At 52.8% G+C, this 15,978-nt stretch carries 8 protein-coding genes; 3 read left to right on the top strand and 5 right to left on the bottom strand.

All coding sequences use genetic code 11. The features are described 5' to 3' along the window. Positions 1-6: 6 nt before the first annotated feature. Positions 7-2,346, bottom strand: coding sequence for a DUF4214 domain-containing protein (locus CEK60_RS00745; protein ID WP_089037387.1), 2,340 nt, complete (start codon positions 2,344-2,346; stop codon positions 7-9). A 216-nt stretch (positions 2,347-2,562) separates the two neighbouring features. On the opposite strand from CEK60_RS00745, the gene CEK60_RS00740 reads away from it, so the two are divergent. Continuing rightward, positions 2,563-7,266 (top strand): ExeM/NucH family extracellular endonuclease, encoded by a 4,704-nt coding sequence (locus CEK60_RS00740; RefSeq protein WP_089037386.1) that lies wholly within the window; start codon positions 2,563-2,565, stop codon positions 7,264-7,266. A 158-nt stretch (positions 7,267-7,424) separates the two neighbouring features. Then, the gene (locus CEK60_RS00735) at positions 7,425-8,861 is read left to right on the top strand and encodes a phosphomannomutase (protein ID WP_232471443.1); all 1,437 of its coding nucleotides are present in this window, start codon (positions 7,425-7,427) and stop codon (positions 8,859-8,861) included. A gap of 106 nt (positions 8,862-8,967) precedes the next feature. On the opposite strand, the gene glyA is transcribed toward CEK60_RS00735, so the two are convergent. From glyA to CEK60_RS00715, 4 genes are all read right to left on the bottom strand, one after another. Beyond that, positions 8,968-10,233: a serine hydroxymethyltransferase gene (gene glyA, locus CEK60_RS00730; protein WP_089037385.1), complete on the bottom strand. Its 1,266-nt coding sequence runs from the start codon at positions 10,231-10,233 to the stop codon at positions 8,968-8,970. Positions 10,234-10,389: 156 nt separating this feature from the next. Next, positions 10,390-11,781 (bottom strand): hypothetical protein, encoded by a 1,392-nt coding sequence (locus CEK60_RS00725; RefSeq protein ID WP_089037384.1) that lies wholly within the window; start codon positions 11,779-11,781, stop codon positions 10,390-10,392. 51 nt (positions 11,782-11,832) lie between these two features. Further along, complete coding sequence (locus tag CEK60_RS00720; protein WP_089037383.1) at positions 11,833-14,397, bottom strand: ABC transporter permease; 2,565 nt, start codon at positions 14,395-14,397, stop codon at positions 11,833-11,835. Beyond that, positions 14,390-15,241, bottom strand: coding sequence for an ABC transporter ATP-binding protein (locus CEK60_RS00715; RefSeq protein WP_232471442.1), 852 nt, complete (start codon positions 15,239-15,241; stop codon positions 14,390-14,392). Before CEK60_RS00715 ends, CEK60_RS00720 begins: the two co-directional genes overlap by 8 nt. On the opposite strand from CEK60_RS00715, the gene CEK60_RS00710 reads away from it, so the two are divergent. After that, positions 15,240-15,911 (top strand): arylesterase, encoded by a 672-nt coding sequence (locus tag CEK60_RS00710; RefSeq protein WP_089037382.1) that lies wholly within the window; start codon positions 15,240-15,242, stop codon positions 15,909-15,911. The two genes, CEK60_RS00715 and CEK60_RS00710, sit on opposite strands and share 2 nt — an antisense overlap. Positions 15,912-15,978 lie beyond the last annotated feature (67 nt).

Raw genomic sequence — 15,978 nt, 5'->3', positions numbered from 1 at the left:
GCTTCATTAGCCAAACAGCATCACGCTCTCTGCTGACTCTGTGAAACCAACCATAACAGCACCGCGCTCAGCTCCATTATCTAGCTTATCAAGCCAATATGCTTGACCTGCCGCATCTGAAGCCCTTTCGAGTACATTTTCATACATCAGTTCAATATAGGCATCGTTTTCTATACTACCGTATTGCCTTGCAAACTCCTCTGATCCCACAAAGCTATCAGCAATATCATTCAGGTTGACCGATTCACTCACTTCAAGCCAGTAGCCTAACCCTTTGCCATCCGCTGTGCGGTCAAAAGCGGCATCGTAAAGGCGTAGTAGCGGATCGACAGGTGCATCAAAGACAGCATCGCTGCGCTCACCAAGGTTTTGGATTCGTAGATCTTCGCTAGCAGGGGTTTCTTGTTCACTAAACGGTGTTTCGCTAAACATGCTGGCCATGTATTCAGCGAAGGCATCCTGCTCTGTGCCTTTTTCGGCGAAGTCAAAGAGGCCGTCATCCTCGAAGGCACTCATAAGATCTATCCGGTTTTGGTAGCTGTCTTCACCTAGCGGATAGCCGTCGCCGCCATCAGCCAAAAAGCCTAGCGTGACGACTTTGACAGCCTCTTCAGCACTACCTACCAGGCGGCCATTGGCGGCGAGTACATCGTTGGTACTGCCATCGTCATTAACAATGACCGCATTTTGGATGCGCTCGCCAGCGGGCTGGCTAAGATCATAGCTGTACTGAATACCGCCCACCTGGGCAAACTGACCTGCGGTGACCCCCGGTGCCGATGCAGCAACCGCATGCTCCAGAACCTCCAGCAGTTTGCTGCGTGTGATAGTGATTATGGCTAGGTCGTTGTTGAACCGAAGTGATGACGCTGCATCCAGCTGAGATACGCCGCCCTCTGGTTTACCAATGGCGGAATTGGCACTTGGGGCTTGGTAGCTTGGCTCACTGTCGCTTCCTTCTACGACGACATTACCAATCGGTTCACGGATACCACCGCCGTTTTTGAACGATACTACGACATCTTCGTCAAGCTGCTTGGCATACCAGAGGTTGGCATCCGCGGTTAGGTTACCCAGGTTGGTTTCTTCGGTGCGCACCGCTGCCCGTTCACCAACTAAGTATACATCGGTCAAACCAAGGATATTGCCGTCTTGCTCAGCAACAAACTCACCCACCGAGCCGACTAAATCATTAGCAATATTACCTTTAGTGCCTTCGGCGAAGGCGCTTACCAGGTCTCCCCATAGCGCTTCTACCTGTTCATCGGTAGAGGCGTAGATACCAGAAGAGTCTTCATCGATGGCGTCAGCAATCACACGACCCTGTTCGTCAAACTCGACAACCAGCTCTGCAACGTAGCGCCAGCCCCCGTCAGTATTAACGACGACTACATCGTTACCTGAAGCGTCCTGAGTCACGATGGGGTAAGTGTCATAGGGCTCACCCGCCCCTGGGAACAAGCCACGATCCTGGTCTTCCTGGTCTGCCAGCAAGCTATTGGAACCACCGGCAATGACGATATCTACGCCGTCCAGCAGTGTCGCCAACTCTTCTTCAAACTGAATTTGCTGAAGGTGCGAGCTGAGGATGATTTTATTGATGCCCTGCGCCTCAAGGTTATCAATGACGGGCTGAATAAGCTCGGCCAGGGCTTGCATGTCATTGCTGCCACCGGTCAGCACATTGACATCGCCAGGTGAAGAGATGCTCTCCAGAATTTGGGTAGTCACGCCAATAATGCCGACTTTCTCTCCGCCACGCTCAGCAATGACCGCCGGAGCTAGCTTAGGCTTATTAGCGCCTGCCAACAGCTCTTCCAAGGTGGCTTGGAAGGCGTCTTGGCTTAATATTTCTTCGGTCGCTAAGCCGCTTAGAGCGGAATCGCCTGAGAAATCCAGGTTGGCGGACAGATAAGGAAACTGCGAACCTAGCCACTCAACGTCTGCTGTAGAACCGCCGTTCACGACCGACGCAATCATTGCTTCGATCAGCCCGGTACCCAAATCAAACTCATGGTTACCCAATGTCACGGCCGCCGCGTCGACCAGATCCATCAATAGAGTCTCAACGCGCCCAGAAGCGGCCGTAATACCGCTCATGGAGCCAGCTTCCAACCCATAAATCTCTTCAACTGCTGCTTGGAAGGCTGCCTGCAGGCTTGAATCAGCGGCAGCGTTCAAGTATGGCCCAGGCAACACTAAATCTCCCGAGCTAACAAACAACGAGTTAGCGTATTGGTCTTCTAAGTGATCCACGATAGAGATGAAATTGGGTGCATTAAGCAGGTCTCCCCCTCCCCCCTCCATATCGGCTGCGTGCAGGAGTTGAAGTTGGAAGTTACTCATGGCGTTTCCCTTTTTTAATCGATGGAGAAAATAGGCAACCATGAGATTACGCAGCTAGCCATTGCAAATACATGACGCTTTAAAGAAAAAGTTTTTTCACGTTGCTATAAGCCGCTTAGCCCCTAAGTATCATAAAAATAAAACATTTAAGTAATTTAATTGCTATGACTCAGTAATAAATTCAGCCCTTCTATTCATTCTTTAAGGGCTGGTTAAATGACCAATTTTGAGCTTGTTTCTACGTTATATCACGATATTTTGTTGCGTGAGCCGGATGAGGCTGGCGCTAATTATTGGACTGCCGCCCTGGATAGCGGGACTGCCGATGTTGCAACCACTATTGACTCAATGGTGGCCAGCAATGAATTTCAGCTGCAAATCCAGCCTATTATTACGCTCTATAGTGTTCACCTATTACGTACGGCCGACCCTTCAGGCCTCAAGTACTGGGTCAATGAGTACCGCAACGGCTTAGCATTAGAAGAGATTTCCAATAGCTTTCAAGCATCTAATGAGTTCGAAGACACCATTTCCAACTTGAACGATACCACTTGGCTAACTCAACTCTACAACAGTGTTTTGAACCGTGAGCCTGACCCAGAAGGCTTAGTGTACTGGTCAGCGCTGCTGGCGGATGGGCTGCCTCGTGAGGAGCTTGTCACAGCATTTATGAACAGCAGCGAAAGCATTGAACAGCAATCAGCACGTGTATTAGCTCCTTTACTCGGCGATGGCTCCAGCGTGGATGATGTTGAGTCGCTACTGAGTCGTTATATTGCGCAGCTCGAGAGCGAGCCAGAAGACCCCGAAGTACCAACAGAGCCTGAAGAGCCAGCAGAACCTGAAGTACCAACAGAACCTGAAGAGCCAGCAGAACCTGAAGAACCAGCAGAACCTGAAGAACCAGCAGAACCTGAAGAACCAGCAGAACCTGAAGAACCAGCAGAACCTGAAGAACCAGCAGAACCTGAAGAACCAGCAGAACCTGAAGAACCAACAGAACCTGAAGAGCCCGGTCAGCCTGAGCCAAGCAACCCAAACTTCAACCTGGGAGAGCGCTACCACACGGGCACTTCTGACGCTTCAGCAGCGATTGCCGTGGGTGAGGGTCTAATGCTGGTGGCGGATGACGAAGATCAAGTGTTACGCCTCTATGAGCGCGACACTGATGGTGCCCCTCTGGCGGAAATTAACCTGAATACTGCCCTGGGCTTGAATGACACCCAGGAGGTGGACTTGGAAGCGGTGGCAACTTATCAAGGCACCCACTACTGGCTAGGCTCCCACGAGAGCAGCCAGCGCTCGATGATCTTCGCCACTCAAGTGACCGGTGATAATGCTGAGAATTTGAGCATTGAGGTGACGGGCCAGTTTACCGATTTAGCCAGCCAGCTTAACGACTGGGATGCCCAAAATGGCCATGGGCTTGGTGAAAGTGCGCTAAGCCTCTCGTTAGGGGTCAATATTGAAGGCGCTGTGTTTATCGGTGACTCCCTCTATCTTGGCCTCCGCTCGCCGTTGGATGATGGCTTCGCACAATTAGTGCCCGTTGAAAATGTGATTGACCTCGTCTCTGGTGAGGCTAACGAAGCTTCCTTTGGCGATCCCCTGCGTTTAGACCTGGATGGCCGCGCGGTGCGTTCTATTGAACCTGCTGGCGATGAAGGTTATCTGGTACTGGCGGGCCCGGTTAACGATGACGACGACGTCGGCTTTGGTCTTTACCTATGGGATGGCGATTATGCCGTTCGTGAAATAGACGGCCCGGATCTCAATACCCTACCGGACGCACTAACGGCGAAGCCGGAATCACTTTTCGATGTTTCTATCACCGAGTCGGGCGTTACTGCGAGCGTGCTATTTGATAGCGGCACGGTGGATTGGTTAGAGGATGGTCAAGAGTCTAAGGATCTACCCGCCGAACAGCAGCGCTTTGTGAGCACAGGCATTGAATTCAACCTGCCTGATTTTGCACCTCAACCCGGTGACATTGCGATTACTGCGCTCAGTGGTAGCGAAAAATCCTTCCAGTTCGTCGCATTGAAAGGTATCAGCGGAGGTGCGGAAATTACCTTTACTGACTCAGGCTGGGCAGGCGATGGCTTCCGCGCCAGCGAAGGCGCCGTTAAGTGGACGGCGCCTGAAGGCGGTGTACCGGCAGGCACGGTTGTTACTTATACTGCGGACTCTTCGCAATTCACTCCTGCTAATAGCAGCGACGTGGGTAATAACGGGTTTAATCTTTCGGTCGGCGGTGACCAAGTACTTGCTTTCGTCGGCGAGGCGAGCGACCCAACGTTTATCTACGCGGCTCAAACAAACAGCGATGCGTGGCAGGACACTGCAGACTCCTCTAATAACTCTGCCCTGCCGCCTGGCCTTGAAGAGGGTGTCACCGCGGTTGCCGTTGGCAGCGCACGCAATGCCGCCTTTACCGGCAATGGCTTCGGCACGGCGGAGGAGCTATTAAGCGCCGTTGGCAACCCAGAGAATTGGTCATTTGAGTACGCTGAACTACCCACCAATGCCACCACTGACTTTCATGTGGGCACGATGGAAGCTCCTTATGTGCCGGGCGAGCGCGATATTGGCTTAGCCATCACTGAGATATGGTCGGGCCAAAGCGGCTCTGACGTCACCGCTGATTGGTTTGAAGTCACTAACCGTTCTTCTGAAGCGCTTGATTTCAGCAATATGCCGCTTTACTACGATGATGACAGCGCCGATCCTGTAGATGCTATTGAAATCAAGGGGCTAAGCTCGCTGGCTCCTGGTGAATCCGCGATTGTCATGGTCGACGGCGATGCCGAATCAGTCGCGGAATTCCGTTCAGCGTGGAGCAACCTGGATAATATCGACACCCTGAAAATCGGTTATGCCGAAAACGCTTCTGGCCTGGGCGGTGGCGGCGATGCCGTAACGCTATGGCAAGGTGACCCACGTGTTGATGGCAACCAGGTGGCAACGGAGGCCTACCCAGATACCGACGGGTTTGACGCCGCTTCCTGGGATGTGGATTTAGGAAAATTCACCACCACTGATACTGAGGGGGCGATTAGCTCTGATGCACTGGGCGGTGATGGTAGTGATGTACCCGCTATTGCATCACCAGGATTGGCCAATGAGCCAAAAGTGGATATTACGCTGATTTCTGCAATACAGGGTGACTCGAGCAGCAGCACTTTAGAGGGTGAAAACGTTACCCTTGAAGCCATCGTCACCATGGTAGCGCCTGGTTTGGATGGCTTCTTCCTGCAAGAGGAAGATAGCGATAACGACAATAATGCCGAGACCTCAGAAGGTATCTTTGTATATGCAGGCAGCGGCAGTGATGAGTGGCTGGAACAAATCTCTGCTGGCGACCAAATTCGTATTAGCGGCGAGGTCTCAGAGTATTTCGAAAAAACGCAGTTAACCGCCGAACGCGGCAGCCTTGAGGTACTGGCGAACAATGTATCCCTGCCTGAAAGCCAGCGAATCATCATGCCGTTTACCGACAAACAAGGCCTGGAAGCCTTTGAAGGTATGCGAGTCGCCATAGAAGCGCTGGACGGTGAGCCGTTGGTGGTTACCGAGCTTTACGAGCTGGGCCGTTATGGCGAAGTCACGCTTTCATCAGGAGGCCGCTTAGAGCAGTTCACTGAAGTCAACGAGCCTGATGTAGAAGGCTATAGCGCGTGGCTTGAAGATGCCGAGGCACGCACCATCAAAATCGATGACGCGAACTCGACACAAAACGCTGATCCAATTATTTATGGTCGTAACGGTGAGGAGCTTTCTGGCACTAACCCGCTGCGTGGTGGCGACGAGCTTCAGACACTCGAAGGCGTGCTTGATTACAACTTCGAAGAGTGGAAAGTTCAAAACGTCGAAGGTCTGGACTTTACCGGCGCTGAGCGTCCGGCGACACCTGATACGGACGCCCTGGGTGAGGCCGATATTACGGCGGCCTCTTTCAATGTATTGAACTACTTCACGACTCTGAATGAAAACGGCAATAAAACAGAGACCTTAAATGGCACCCTGCATAATCCTCGTGGTGCCAATAATGCCGAAGAGTTTGCCCGCCAGGAAGCCAAAATCGTTGAGGCGATTAATACCAGCGGTGCTGATGTGGTGGGGCTGATGGAAATCGAGAATAACGGCTATGGTGACGATAGCGCCATCGCAACGTTGGTTGATGCACTGAATGCAGATGTGCAGGATAAAAACATTCAGGGTGTCACTTGGGCTTACAGCGTCCCCGAAGATGAGAATGGCAACACCACTAGCCCTGGGGATGACGCCATTGCCGTTGGGGTCATCTACAACAGTCAGGCGGTGACACCTACGGGCGCTGCAGTCACTAAAACCGATGGGGCTTTCGCCGCTGCAAACCGCGCACCGGTGATGCAAACCTTCGAAGATAATAAAGGTGAAACCTTTTCGGTGGTGGTTAATCACTTCAAATCCAAAGGCAGTGTCGTCAATGGGGAAGAGGCTATCGGCGACGGACAGGCCAACAACAACCCCACACGAGTCGAGGCCGCGGAGGAATTGCTTGAATGGCTATCCACCCAGCCCACCGGTAGCAATGACAGCGATGTGCTGATTCTCGGCGACTTGAATGCTTATGCCATGGAAGACCCCATCACAACCCTGAAAAATGCTGGCTATGACCTGCTTGATGATGATTACAGCTACGTCTTTGATGGTTTCTGGGGTTCTTTGGATCATGCGTTAGCCAGTGAAACGCTCGCAACACAGGTCACGGGCACCACGACCTGGCACATTAATGCGGATGAGGCATCTGCTTTGGACTACAACACCGACTTCACCAGCGACCGTCAGGATGACAACCTATACGCCGATGATGCGTTCCGTAGCTCAGACCATGACCCTATCTTAGTAGGTCTGAATTTAGGCCTCGCTGAAGCTTAATAAAAAGGACTGACATTTGCTGATGGCCTCCGCTTGCGGGGGCCTTTTTTGTCTTGGCAACTTGCTATTACAACTGTCCACTTCAATAGCCAAAGCACCCCGTAGCGCTTCACGCCTAGGGTGTTAAACTCATGGCAGGCACTTTCTCCAGGAGATACATGTTGAGCTCAGTACGTTCCACGACCGCGATTATTGATGACAGCGGCATTGCTTTTGGTACCAGCGGCGCGCGAGGGCTGGTTGAACAGTTTACCGATGAAGTATGTGCGGCCTTTACCGTGGCGTTTATTAGCGCCATGCGCACATCCTTTCCAGTGGAGCGCATTGCGTTAGGCATGGATCGCCGCCCCAGCAGCCCCGCGATGGCAGCCGCCTGCACTAGCGCTGCCCATGCGCTGGGAGTGGAGGTGGATGACTATGGCGTATTGCCAACGCCCGCGCTGGCGCTGAAAGCGATGGCGGATGGCATACCCTGCATTATGATTACCGGCAGTCATATCCCGTTTGACCGGAACGGCATCAAGTTTTATCGCCCCGATGGCGAGATCACCAAAGCTGATGAAATTGCCATTCTTAATGCCGAGGCAGCAATACCTCCCCTCGCTGCACCAGCACGCAGCGAGATCTCTGAAGCAGCAAACAAGGCATACTCCCGACGCTTCACAGCGTGGTTTCCAGGTGAACCATTGAAAGGTTGGCGGGTAGGTTTATACCAGCACTCCGCTGCAGGCCGTGATTTAAGCGCGCATATTTTGAGCGAGTTAGGTGCGGATGTGGTGGTGTTGGGCCGCAGCGAGGCCTTCGTTCCCGTGGATACCGAAGCCGTTAGCGACGAGGATCAGGCCCAAGGTCGTGCCTGGGCAAGCCAGCACCAGTTACAGGCCCTGTTGTCTACTGATGGTGATGGTGATCGCCCATTGCTGGGGGATGAAACGGGGACATGGCAGCGTGGTGATATCGTAGGTTTGCTCTGCGCCCGTGCATTGGGAATCGAAGCATTGGCTGTCCCGGTAAGCTGCAATACGGCGATAGAAGCCTGCGGTGCCTTCCGGCTAGTTGAGCGCACGCGTATCGGCTCACCCTATGTATTGGACAGTATGGCTGAACTCAATAAGCGATTTGCGCGAGTGGCTGGGTTTGAGGCCAACGGCGGCTTTCTATTGGGAAGCAGTCTAGAAAACGATGGCCGTCAGTTAGCCGCACTACCCACCCGTGATGCGCTACTACCTGCTCTTACGTTAATGGTGATGGCCGCCCAACGCGGGGTTAACCTTTCGCAGTTAATCGCTGACTTACCTGCTCGTTATACGGCAAGCGATAGACTCAAAGATTTCGCCACAGAGAAAAGCCATGCGTTGCTGGCCGAGTGGCAAACCTCGCCTGAGCTGATGCAGCAAACGTTAGGGCTTCAGTCTCGAATTTCAGTGGTGAATAGTACCGATGGCCTAAGAGCTACGCTTGAAAATGGCGATATTGTGCATCTTCGCCCCTCTGGTAATGCGCCGGAGCTACGTTGCTATAGCGAATCAGCTTCGCAAGCAGACGCAGCCGCACTGGTAAAACAGAGCTTGGCCGCTCTCGAAAAGCTGAACTAAGGACCTTATTCTTAAAAAGAACGGAGCATTAACAAAGAACGGGCGACCCGAATGGGCCGCCCGTTCTTTGTGGCTATCCTTAGCCAAGGAGAATGGTTATAGCTGCTTATTTATAAACCGGAAGCCGTGCACAAACCTCGGCCACTTTATCCAGCACTTGGGCTTCGATTGAACTAGTGTCCTCACCTTTAGCAAGTACATCTAAGATGTCACAAATCCAACCGGCCAATGTACTGCACTCTTGCTCACTGAACCCGCGCGTGGTCACCGCCGGGGTGCCAATACGCAAACCAGAGGTCACGAATGGGCTTTGCGGATCGTTAGGCACCGCATTTTTGTTCACAGTAATGTGGGCGCGGCCCAGGGCGGCGTCAGCATCTTTACCGGTCACGCCCTGCTTGATCAAAGACAGCAGGAACAGGTGATCTTCGGTACCACCAGAAACGATATCGTAACCGCGATCGATAAACACCTTGGCCATCGCCTGGGCGTTTTTGACCACCTGCTGCTGGTAAGCTTTGAATTCAGGCGCCATAGCTTCTTTGAAGCAGATCGCCTTGGCAGCAATAACATGCATCAACGGGCCGCCCTGACCACCCGGGAAGACAGCTGACTGCAGCTTTTTCTCGATATCCGCATCGTTTTCAGCGGAGAGAATAACGCCGCTGCGTGGGCCACGCAGGGTTTTGTGCGTGGTAGATGTGACGACGTGAGCATGGGGCAGCGGGCTTGGGTAAATGCCTGCAGCAACCAAGCCAGAGACGTGCGCCATATCAACCAACAAGTAGGCACCTACTTCATCAGCGATCTCACGGAACTTAGCCCAATCGACAATTTGCGAGTAGGCAGAGAAACCAGCAATGATCATTTTGGGCTTGTGCTCGCGAGCAAGCTGAGCCACCTGATCGTAATCAATCAAGCCCTGTTCGTTCAGCCCATACTGGATAGCATTGTAGTGCTTGCCAGAGAAGTTAGGCTTGGCACCATGGGTTAAGTGACCACCGGCATCCAGGCTCATCCCCAAGATGGTGTCACCCGGCGTTACCAGCGCTTGGAAAACCGCGCTGTTGGCCTGTGAACCAGAGTGAGGCTGAACATTCACGTAGGTTGCGCCGAACAGCTGCTTGGCGTAGTCGATCGCAAGATTTTCAGCGATATCAACAAATTCACAGCCGCCGTAGTAGCGCTTACCTGGATAGCCTTCGGCGTATTTATTGGTCAGCTGGCTGCCTTGCGCTTCCAGTACGCGGGGGCTGGCGTAGTTTTCAGAAGCAATCAATTCAATGTGAGCTTCCTGGCGTGCAACTTCTTTTTGCATCGCGTCAAAAAGCACATCATCGAATCCGGCAATTGTCATATCGCGGCTGAACATCGGCGGGAACCTCGTTACAAAAGGATCATCATGGGGAAACTAGGCCGCTATCATAACGCAGCCTGACGCGACTTTCATCGCATCCGCGTCAGGTCGTGCATGAGCGTATTTCATGTTGCAGTCGTCATCAAAAAACTGACTAACTGGTCAACCGCGCTACTTTAGCTCATAGGTGAACGTAAACCGCTCAGTACTCGCCATCGGGTTCATCATGAATTGGTTAAAAGTAAACGGATTGGGTAATGCAACATTGACCGTTAAGGCTTGGGAATGGCCAGCCATAATGTCGACCATCCCGGTCATTAATTTGGTTATTTGCGAGCCTAACAAGGGCTCAAGCTGACGAGCCTGCCCCACCGCCATAGAGATTGCTTGCGCTTCGGTAATATTCTCGTGCGCGGCGATCTCGGTAGTTAATCGCGGCAGCAACCCTTCATCGGTATAAGCCACAACGACCTCACCACCATGCAACGTGGCTGATTCAAACAACGCAGGGTTTTGCATTGCCTGCTCAATGGAAACGCTTTTTGGCAAACTGATTGGCAAATCAAGGCTGTATTCAATTCCCGCAGCACTACTCAAGCGCACATAGCCATCAGCGATCAAGCGGTCGGTTGCCCCCTCTTCCTCCCAGCGAGAGTGACTGCGTCCTTCAGCTTGTAACTGACCACTTCCCCCTGTGAGTATTTTGTTGAAGGTTTCGAACGCTTGTCGTTGCTCGAGTGGCAATAAAGGCAGCAGCCCACCAATATCAAAAAATGCGCCTTCGAAGCCCGCATCGCCCACATAGGAATTGCCTTCTACCCAGGCGCTATCCAACGCTACGCGCCAACCATCCCCGGACAGATCCATGCCATTCAACGCGGCATGTTCCACGCTCTCCTCCCCAGGTGTATCGATTCCGGTTAGCTGCTCAATGCGCAAATTAGCGAGCGAAAGAACCGAACTAATCCCACTTTCCAAGTCTTCAAAATCGGCACTGACGCCCTGCATATCGAACAAGCCAATGGCGCTACTGCTGACCTCTTCAAACGTCAGCGTTTCAATGTGCAGTTGCCCCTCAAACGGAGGAGAATCTAGCTCACTAAAAAACTCATCCGCCGCCCCACCCTGTAGGTTTAGCGTGATATCACGCGCATTCAGTGCCTTCCATACCATGTCAGGTGCACTCATTTCATCAATCGACGGCACTGCTTGCGAGGCGTTAGGCAATTCAATGGAGGCAACGCTGAGAAAAGGCAATGAGTTACCTGCCTCGCTAACGGCCATACCATCAATAACGACATTGTCTGGACGATGATAGTCCCCCTCAACGAGGTAACGTTCGATAGTAAACACATCGCCATTCGCATAAGTGATAGCAATATCTTCAGCGACAATAGCGTCAGGCTGCTCATACACTTGGGCAACTGTGAATGCGCTCGACTCACTACCTAGCCGCTCACGAAGCTCTGCTTCAAGCTGCTGAGGTGACGCACTCACCGCACCGGAAAGTAGCAGCAACGAAACCCCAGCAGTAAGCTGGCGATGACCTACAGACACAGACATGTCATGACCTCCTTGTGAGAAGCGCTAAGCATAGCACTTGGTAAAGTTTTGTTAAGCCTCACCAAGCAACCCCAAGCTCGCCGCAGGCGCTTGACGCCGCAGGCTATAAGAAAGGGCATGTCCGATAATACCAATCAGTAATGCGCCCCCTAAGGGCAGAACTAGCCATAAGCTCACATGCAGGCGCGGTGTTAAATCAAGCCAATAGAGATAAAGCGCGGCAGTGGTAAACTCTGCAAGGAAGGCCCCCATCAAACCGCTGGCAAAACCAAGCAGCGCATATTCAGCACCTTGTACCCGTGAAATCATTCGGTTACCTGCACCAAATACACGCAGCAAGCCGCTCTCATGGGCACGTACCGGTCGGCTAGCCGTCAGTGCTGCATAAAGCACACTAACACCAGCCATCAGAACCAGAATAAGCACTAGCTCCACTGCTCGGGTGACCTGGGTAAGCACCTCGCGCACTTGGCCTAAGATGGCATCCACGTTGAGCAGTGATACGCCTGGAAAATCATTGACTAATTGTCGGATTAAACTCTGCTCTTGTTCTGGCAAGTGAAACGCGGTGATAAAGCTATGGCCAAACGATTCGAGTACGCCCGGTGGAAAAATAACGAAGAAATTTGGGTTAAAGCTATCCCAGTTAAGGCTGCGCAGGCTCTCAATACGGGTAGTGATCGTATCACCACCGACGGAGAACGTTAGCTCGTCGCCTAACCCAAGGCCAAGGCGCTCTGCTAGTCCATCTTCCACGGAGATGGGCACAACGTTAGCAGCTTCCTGAGGCGTGGCCTCCACCTCACTCATCCACCCCTGTGGCTCACGCGGTTGTGAAAACCACTCTCCGGCGACGACCTGATTACCTTCGGGCAACTCTGATTGCCAGGTAAGATTCAGTTCACGGCGCAGCGAGTTATCACCTCTGGCATCAGGCGGAACGGCTTCTATCGGCGGCTGACCGTTAATAGCACTGATTCTTCCGCGCACCATTGGGTATAGAGTGCTTTGAGTCTCCACCCGCGGAGCAACCGCCTCTTCGAAAGCATCTCGCTCACTGGGCTGAATATTGATAGCAAAGTAATTAGGGGTATTCGCCGGCAACTGATCTTGCCAGGTGGACAATAAATCCCCCCGCACTAGTACGATCATCGCCATCGCAAAAAACGTGACCGAAAACGCCAGCAGTTGCCCAAGCCCTGCCTGCTTTCGGCGGGCCAACTGCCTGCCGCCTAGCCGAAACGCTTGGCCCCACTCACTTCCACCGGAAAGCCGTTGAACAGCTTTCAACAGGCCGTTTAGCAACAGCGTGCTAGCCATCCATAAAAGCCCTAACAGGGCCGCACCACCGATGAGTAGCGCCAAGGCAAGCGAAAAGCTACCTGAGTAAAGCCACAGCAGGCCACCAAACACTAGACTGGCAACTCCCACGACTAACCAAGCAGACGGCGGTAGTGGGTCAAGCTCACGACGCAACACTTTCAGCGCACTGACACGCTTAATGCGTAACAGTGTGGGGCCAGCAAAACCAACCAGTACCGCAAGCGCAGTAAAAATGCCCAGCCAGAGCGGCATAATGCCGGGGGGCGGCAGTGTCATAGGTAAAAAACTAGTTAACAGCCACAGCAGCACAGCTTGACCAATAAGCCCCAACAGCGCGCCAATAATTGCGGCTATTAGTGCGAGACCCATTAATTGCAGGGTGAAAATAGTCACCAGCTGATATTGACTAGCACCGAAGCAGCGCAGCAACGCCGCGGTGTCCAGGTGGCGTTCAACGTAACGGCGAGTCGACATAGCCACCGCGACGCCCGCTAACAATACGGCCGCCAATCCGGCAAGCCCCAGATAACTCTCAGCGCGTTGAAGCGCGTTGCCTAACTGAGGACGGTCAACACGGACATCACGTACATCTACCCCATTACGCCTTAGTTCGGCCAGTAAGACCTGCACTTGCTCCAGTGCTGCAGGAGGCCCAGCAGCAAGTAGCTCAAACTCGAGCCGTGACCCCAACTGCACCAATCCTGTTGCATCTAAGTCGGCGGTATTGAGCATTAAACGAGGATTGAAATTACTAAAACCGGCAGACTGATCCGCCTCGCGCTCGATAATTCCACTAATCAGCAGTTCTGTTTGGCCTACCTGAACTCGGTCGCCTATCTCAATATCAATCAGCTGCGCTAACCGTGGGTCTGCCCAGACTTCCCCAGGCGGAGGGCCTGATGCAATCTGCTCAACCCCGTTGCCACGATCCACATGGGAAACGCCATAGTGAGGATAGACATCATCCACCGCTTTCAAGCTAGCTGGCTGAAAGCGCTCACCCCGACTAATCATTGACACCAGATCAACCTGATCACTCAGCGTAAAGCCCGCTTGCTCTAGCGTCGTGCGTAGCTCCTCAGAGAATGGCTCGCGCTGCTCGAGAACTAAGTCGCCGCCCAGCATCTGACTTGCTTGGCGCTCTAACCCACGCTCTAGGCGGTCTAAAAAAAAGGCGATCATGGTAGAAGCCGCAACTGCCAACACCAGCGCGACAAACAGCGCGCGAACATCAGCGGCACGTAGGTCACGCTTCAAACTACGTGCCGCAAGCCGCCAGTTTATATCACTCATCGCTACCCCCGCTGGCAGCAGCGGTTGGCTCGAACGGCATCAACTGCCCGTTAGCCAGACGCAAACATCGGTCGCAGCGACGGGCAAGTGCGTGATCGTGGGTCACTAAAATGAGCGTCGTGCCCGCTTCACGGTTCAGCGTGAAAAGCAGGTCAATAATCTGTGCGCCCGTATCGGGATCAAGGTTACCTGTTGGCTCATCGGCAAAGACGAGTTCAGGGTCAGTAACGAATGCGCGTGCAATGGCAACACGCTGCTGCTCGCCTCCCGAAAGCTGCTTAGGCAGATGCTCTGTGCGCTCAGCCAGCCCGACTCGTTCCAGCCATTGAGCCGCTGCCTGAGTTTCTCCCGCTCGGGGAGACAACTCCAACGGCAGTAGCACATTTTCTAATGCGCTCAACGTCGGTAGTAGCTGAAAGTTTTGGAATACAAAACCGACTCTTCCGGCACGCAGTGCGGCACGCCCATCTTCATCCATTCGGCTCAGCGGCTGGCCAAATAGCGTGAGCTCACCATCACTGGGTGTATCCAACCCTGCCAACAACCCTAGCAGGGTCGACTTACCAGCACCGCTTTTACCAAGAATGGCAACACTTTCTCCCACTGCCACGCTCAGCGAAAGGTCGTGTAAGATAGTTAACGAACGCTCTCCGCTTTTCACCTGTTTAGAAAGTTTTTCAGCATGTAATACTGGCTGGTGAACTTGCTTGTGAGGAACATTACTAGCGGTGATGGTGTCGGTGGTGGGCTGATGCGAAGAGGCAATATCGGTTGGCAAATTAGTTGTTGGGTCCAAGTTAGCTTTTGGATCCAAGTTGGCTTGTGGATCAGAGGAGTAAGACATGAAGCATGGCATCCCTGTAGCGAGGCAAAGGCTGAACCGCATGGTAACCGGAGGGTTGCTGGCACTGATAGTCATCTTTAGCGCACCTGCGCTCAACGCCGACCAACGCCCAACACTTTTAGTCATGGGCGATAGTCTTAGTGCCGCCTATGGTATAGAGCAAGAAATGGGTTGGGTCACGTTATTGGCTGAGCGTCTAGAAGATGAAGCAGACGTTATCAATGCCAGTATCAGCGGTGAAACGACGTCCGGTGGTGCACAACGATTAGCTAGCATTATCGGACAACAGCAGCCTGATATCGTTCTGTTGGAGCTTGGTGGCAACGATGGGTTACGCGGCCTACCGCCTACTCAAATGCGCTCTAACCTAGCTAGCATGATTGAACAAAGCCAGCAGGCGGGTGCTGATGTACTGCTGCTCGGTATTGATATTCCTCCCAACTATGGCCAAGCCTACCGTGATGCCTTTACCGGTGTTTTTCATTCGTTAGCTGATGAGTACGACGTACCTCTGGTGCCCTTCTTGTTGGAAGACGTAGCGCTTAACGAGCAACTAATGCAAGACGATGGCATTCACCCCACAGCAGCAGCTCAACCAATTATTCTAGACAACGTTTGGCCAGCACTTGAACCACTGCTCAACAGCGTATTTCAAGCATCCGCCGAATAAGATAGCGACAGCCTCATTTCATCGTTTAACGCGAGCACTTTCTAATCAGGAGATAGCGCTAAGGAAA

Source organism: Halomonas sp. N3-2A (assembly GCF_002216165.1).
In the GTDB taxonomy this organism is placed as follows: Bacteria; Pseudomonadota; Gammaproteobacteria; order Pseudomonadales; family Halomonadaceae; genus Vreelandella.
This window is presented reverse-complemented; position numbering and strand designations above follow the sequence as displayed.

Excerpts from the sequence above, each read along its gene's own strand:
- CEK60_RS00745 (WP_089037387.1), bottom strand. The coding sequence starts at position 2,346 with ATGAGTAACTTCCAACTTCAACTCCTGCACGCAGCCGATATGGAGGGG.
- CEK60_RS00740 (WP_089037386.1), top strand. The coding sequence starts at position 2,563 with ATGACCAATTTTGAGCTTGTTTCTACGTTATATCACGATATTTTGTTG.
- CEK60_RS00735 (WP_232471443.1), top strand. The coding sequence starts at position 7,425 with ATGTTGAGCTCAGTACGTTCCACGACCGCGATTATTGATGACAGCGGC.
- glyA (WP_089037385.1), bottom strand. The coding sequence starts at position 10,233 with ATGTTCAGCCGCGATATGACAATTGCCGGATTCGATGATGTGCTTTTT.
- CEK60_RS00725 (WP_089037384.1), bottom strand. The coding sequence starts at position 11,781 with ATGTCTGTGTCTGTAGGTCATCGCCAGCTTACTGCTGGGGTTTCGTTG.
- CEK60_RS00720 (WP_089037383.1), bottom strand. The coding sequence starts at position 14,397 with ATGAGTGATATAAACTGGCGGCTTGCGGCACGTAGTTTGAAGCGTGAC.
- CEK60_RS00710 (WP_089037382.1), top strand. The coding sequence starts at position 15,240 with ATGAAGCATGGCATCCCTGTAGCGAGGCAAAGGCTGAACCGCATGGTA.
- CEK60_RS00715 (WP_232471442.1), bottom strand. The coding sequence starts at position 15,241 with ATGTCTTACTCCTCTGATCCACAAGCCAACTTGGATCCAAAAGCTAAC.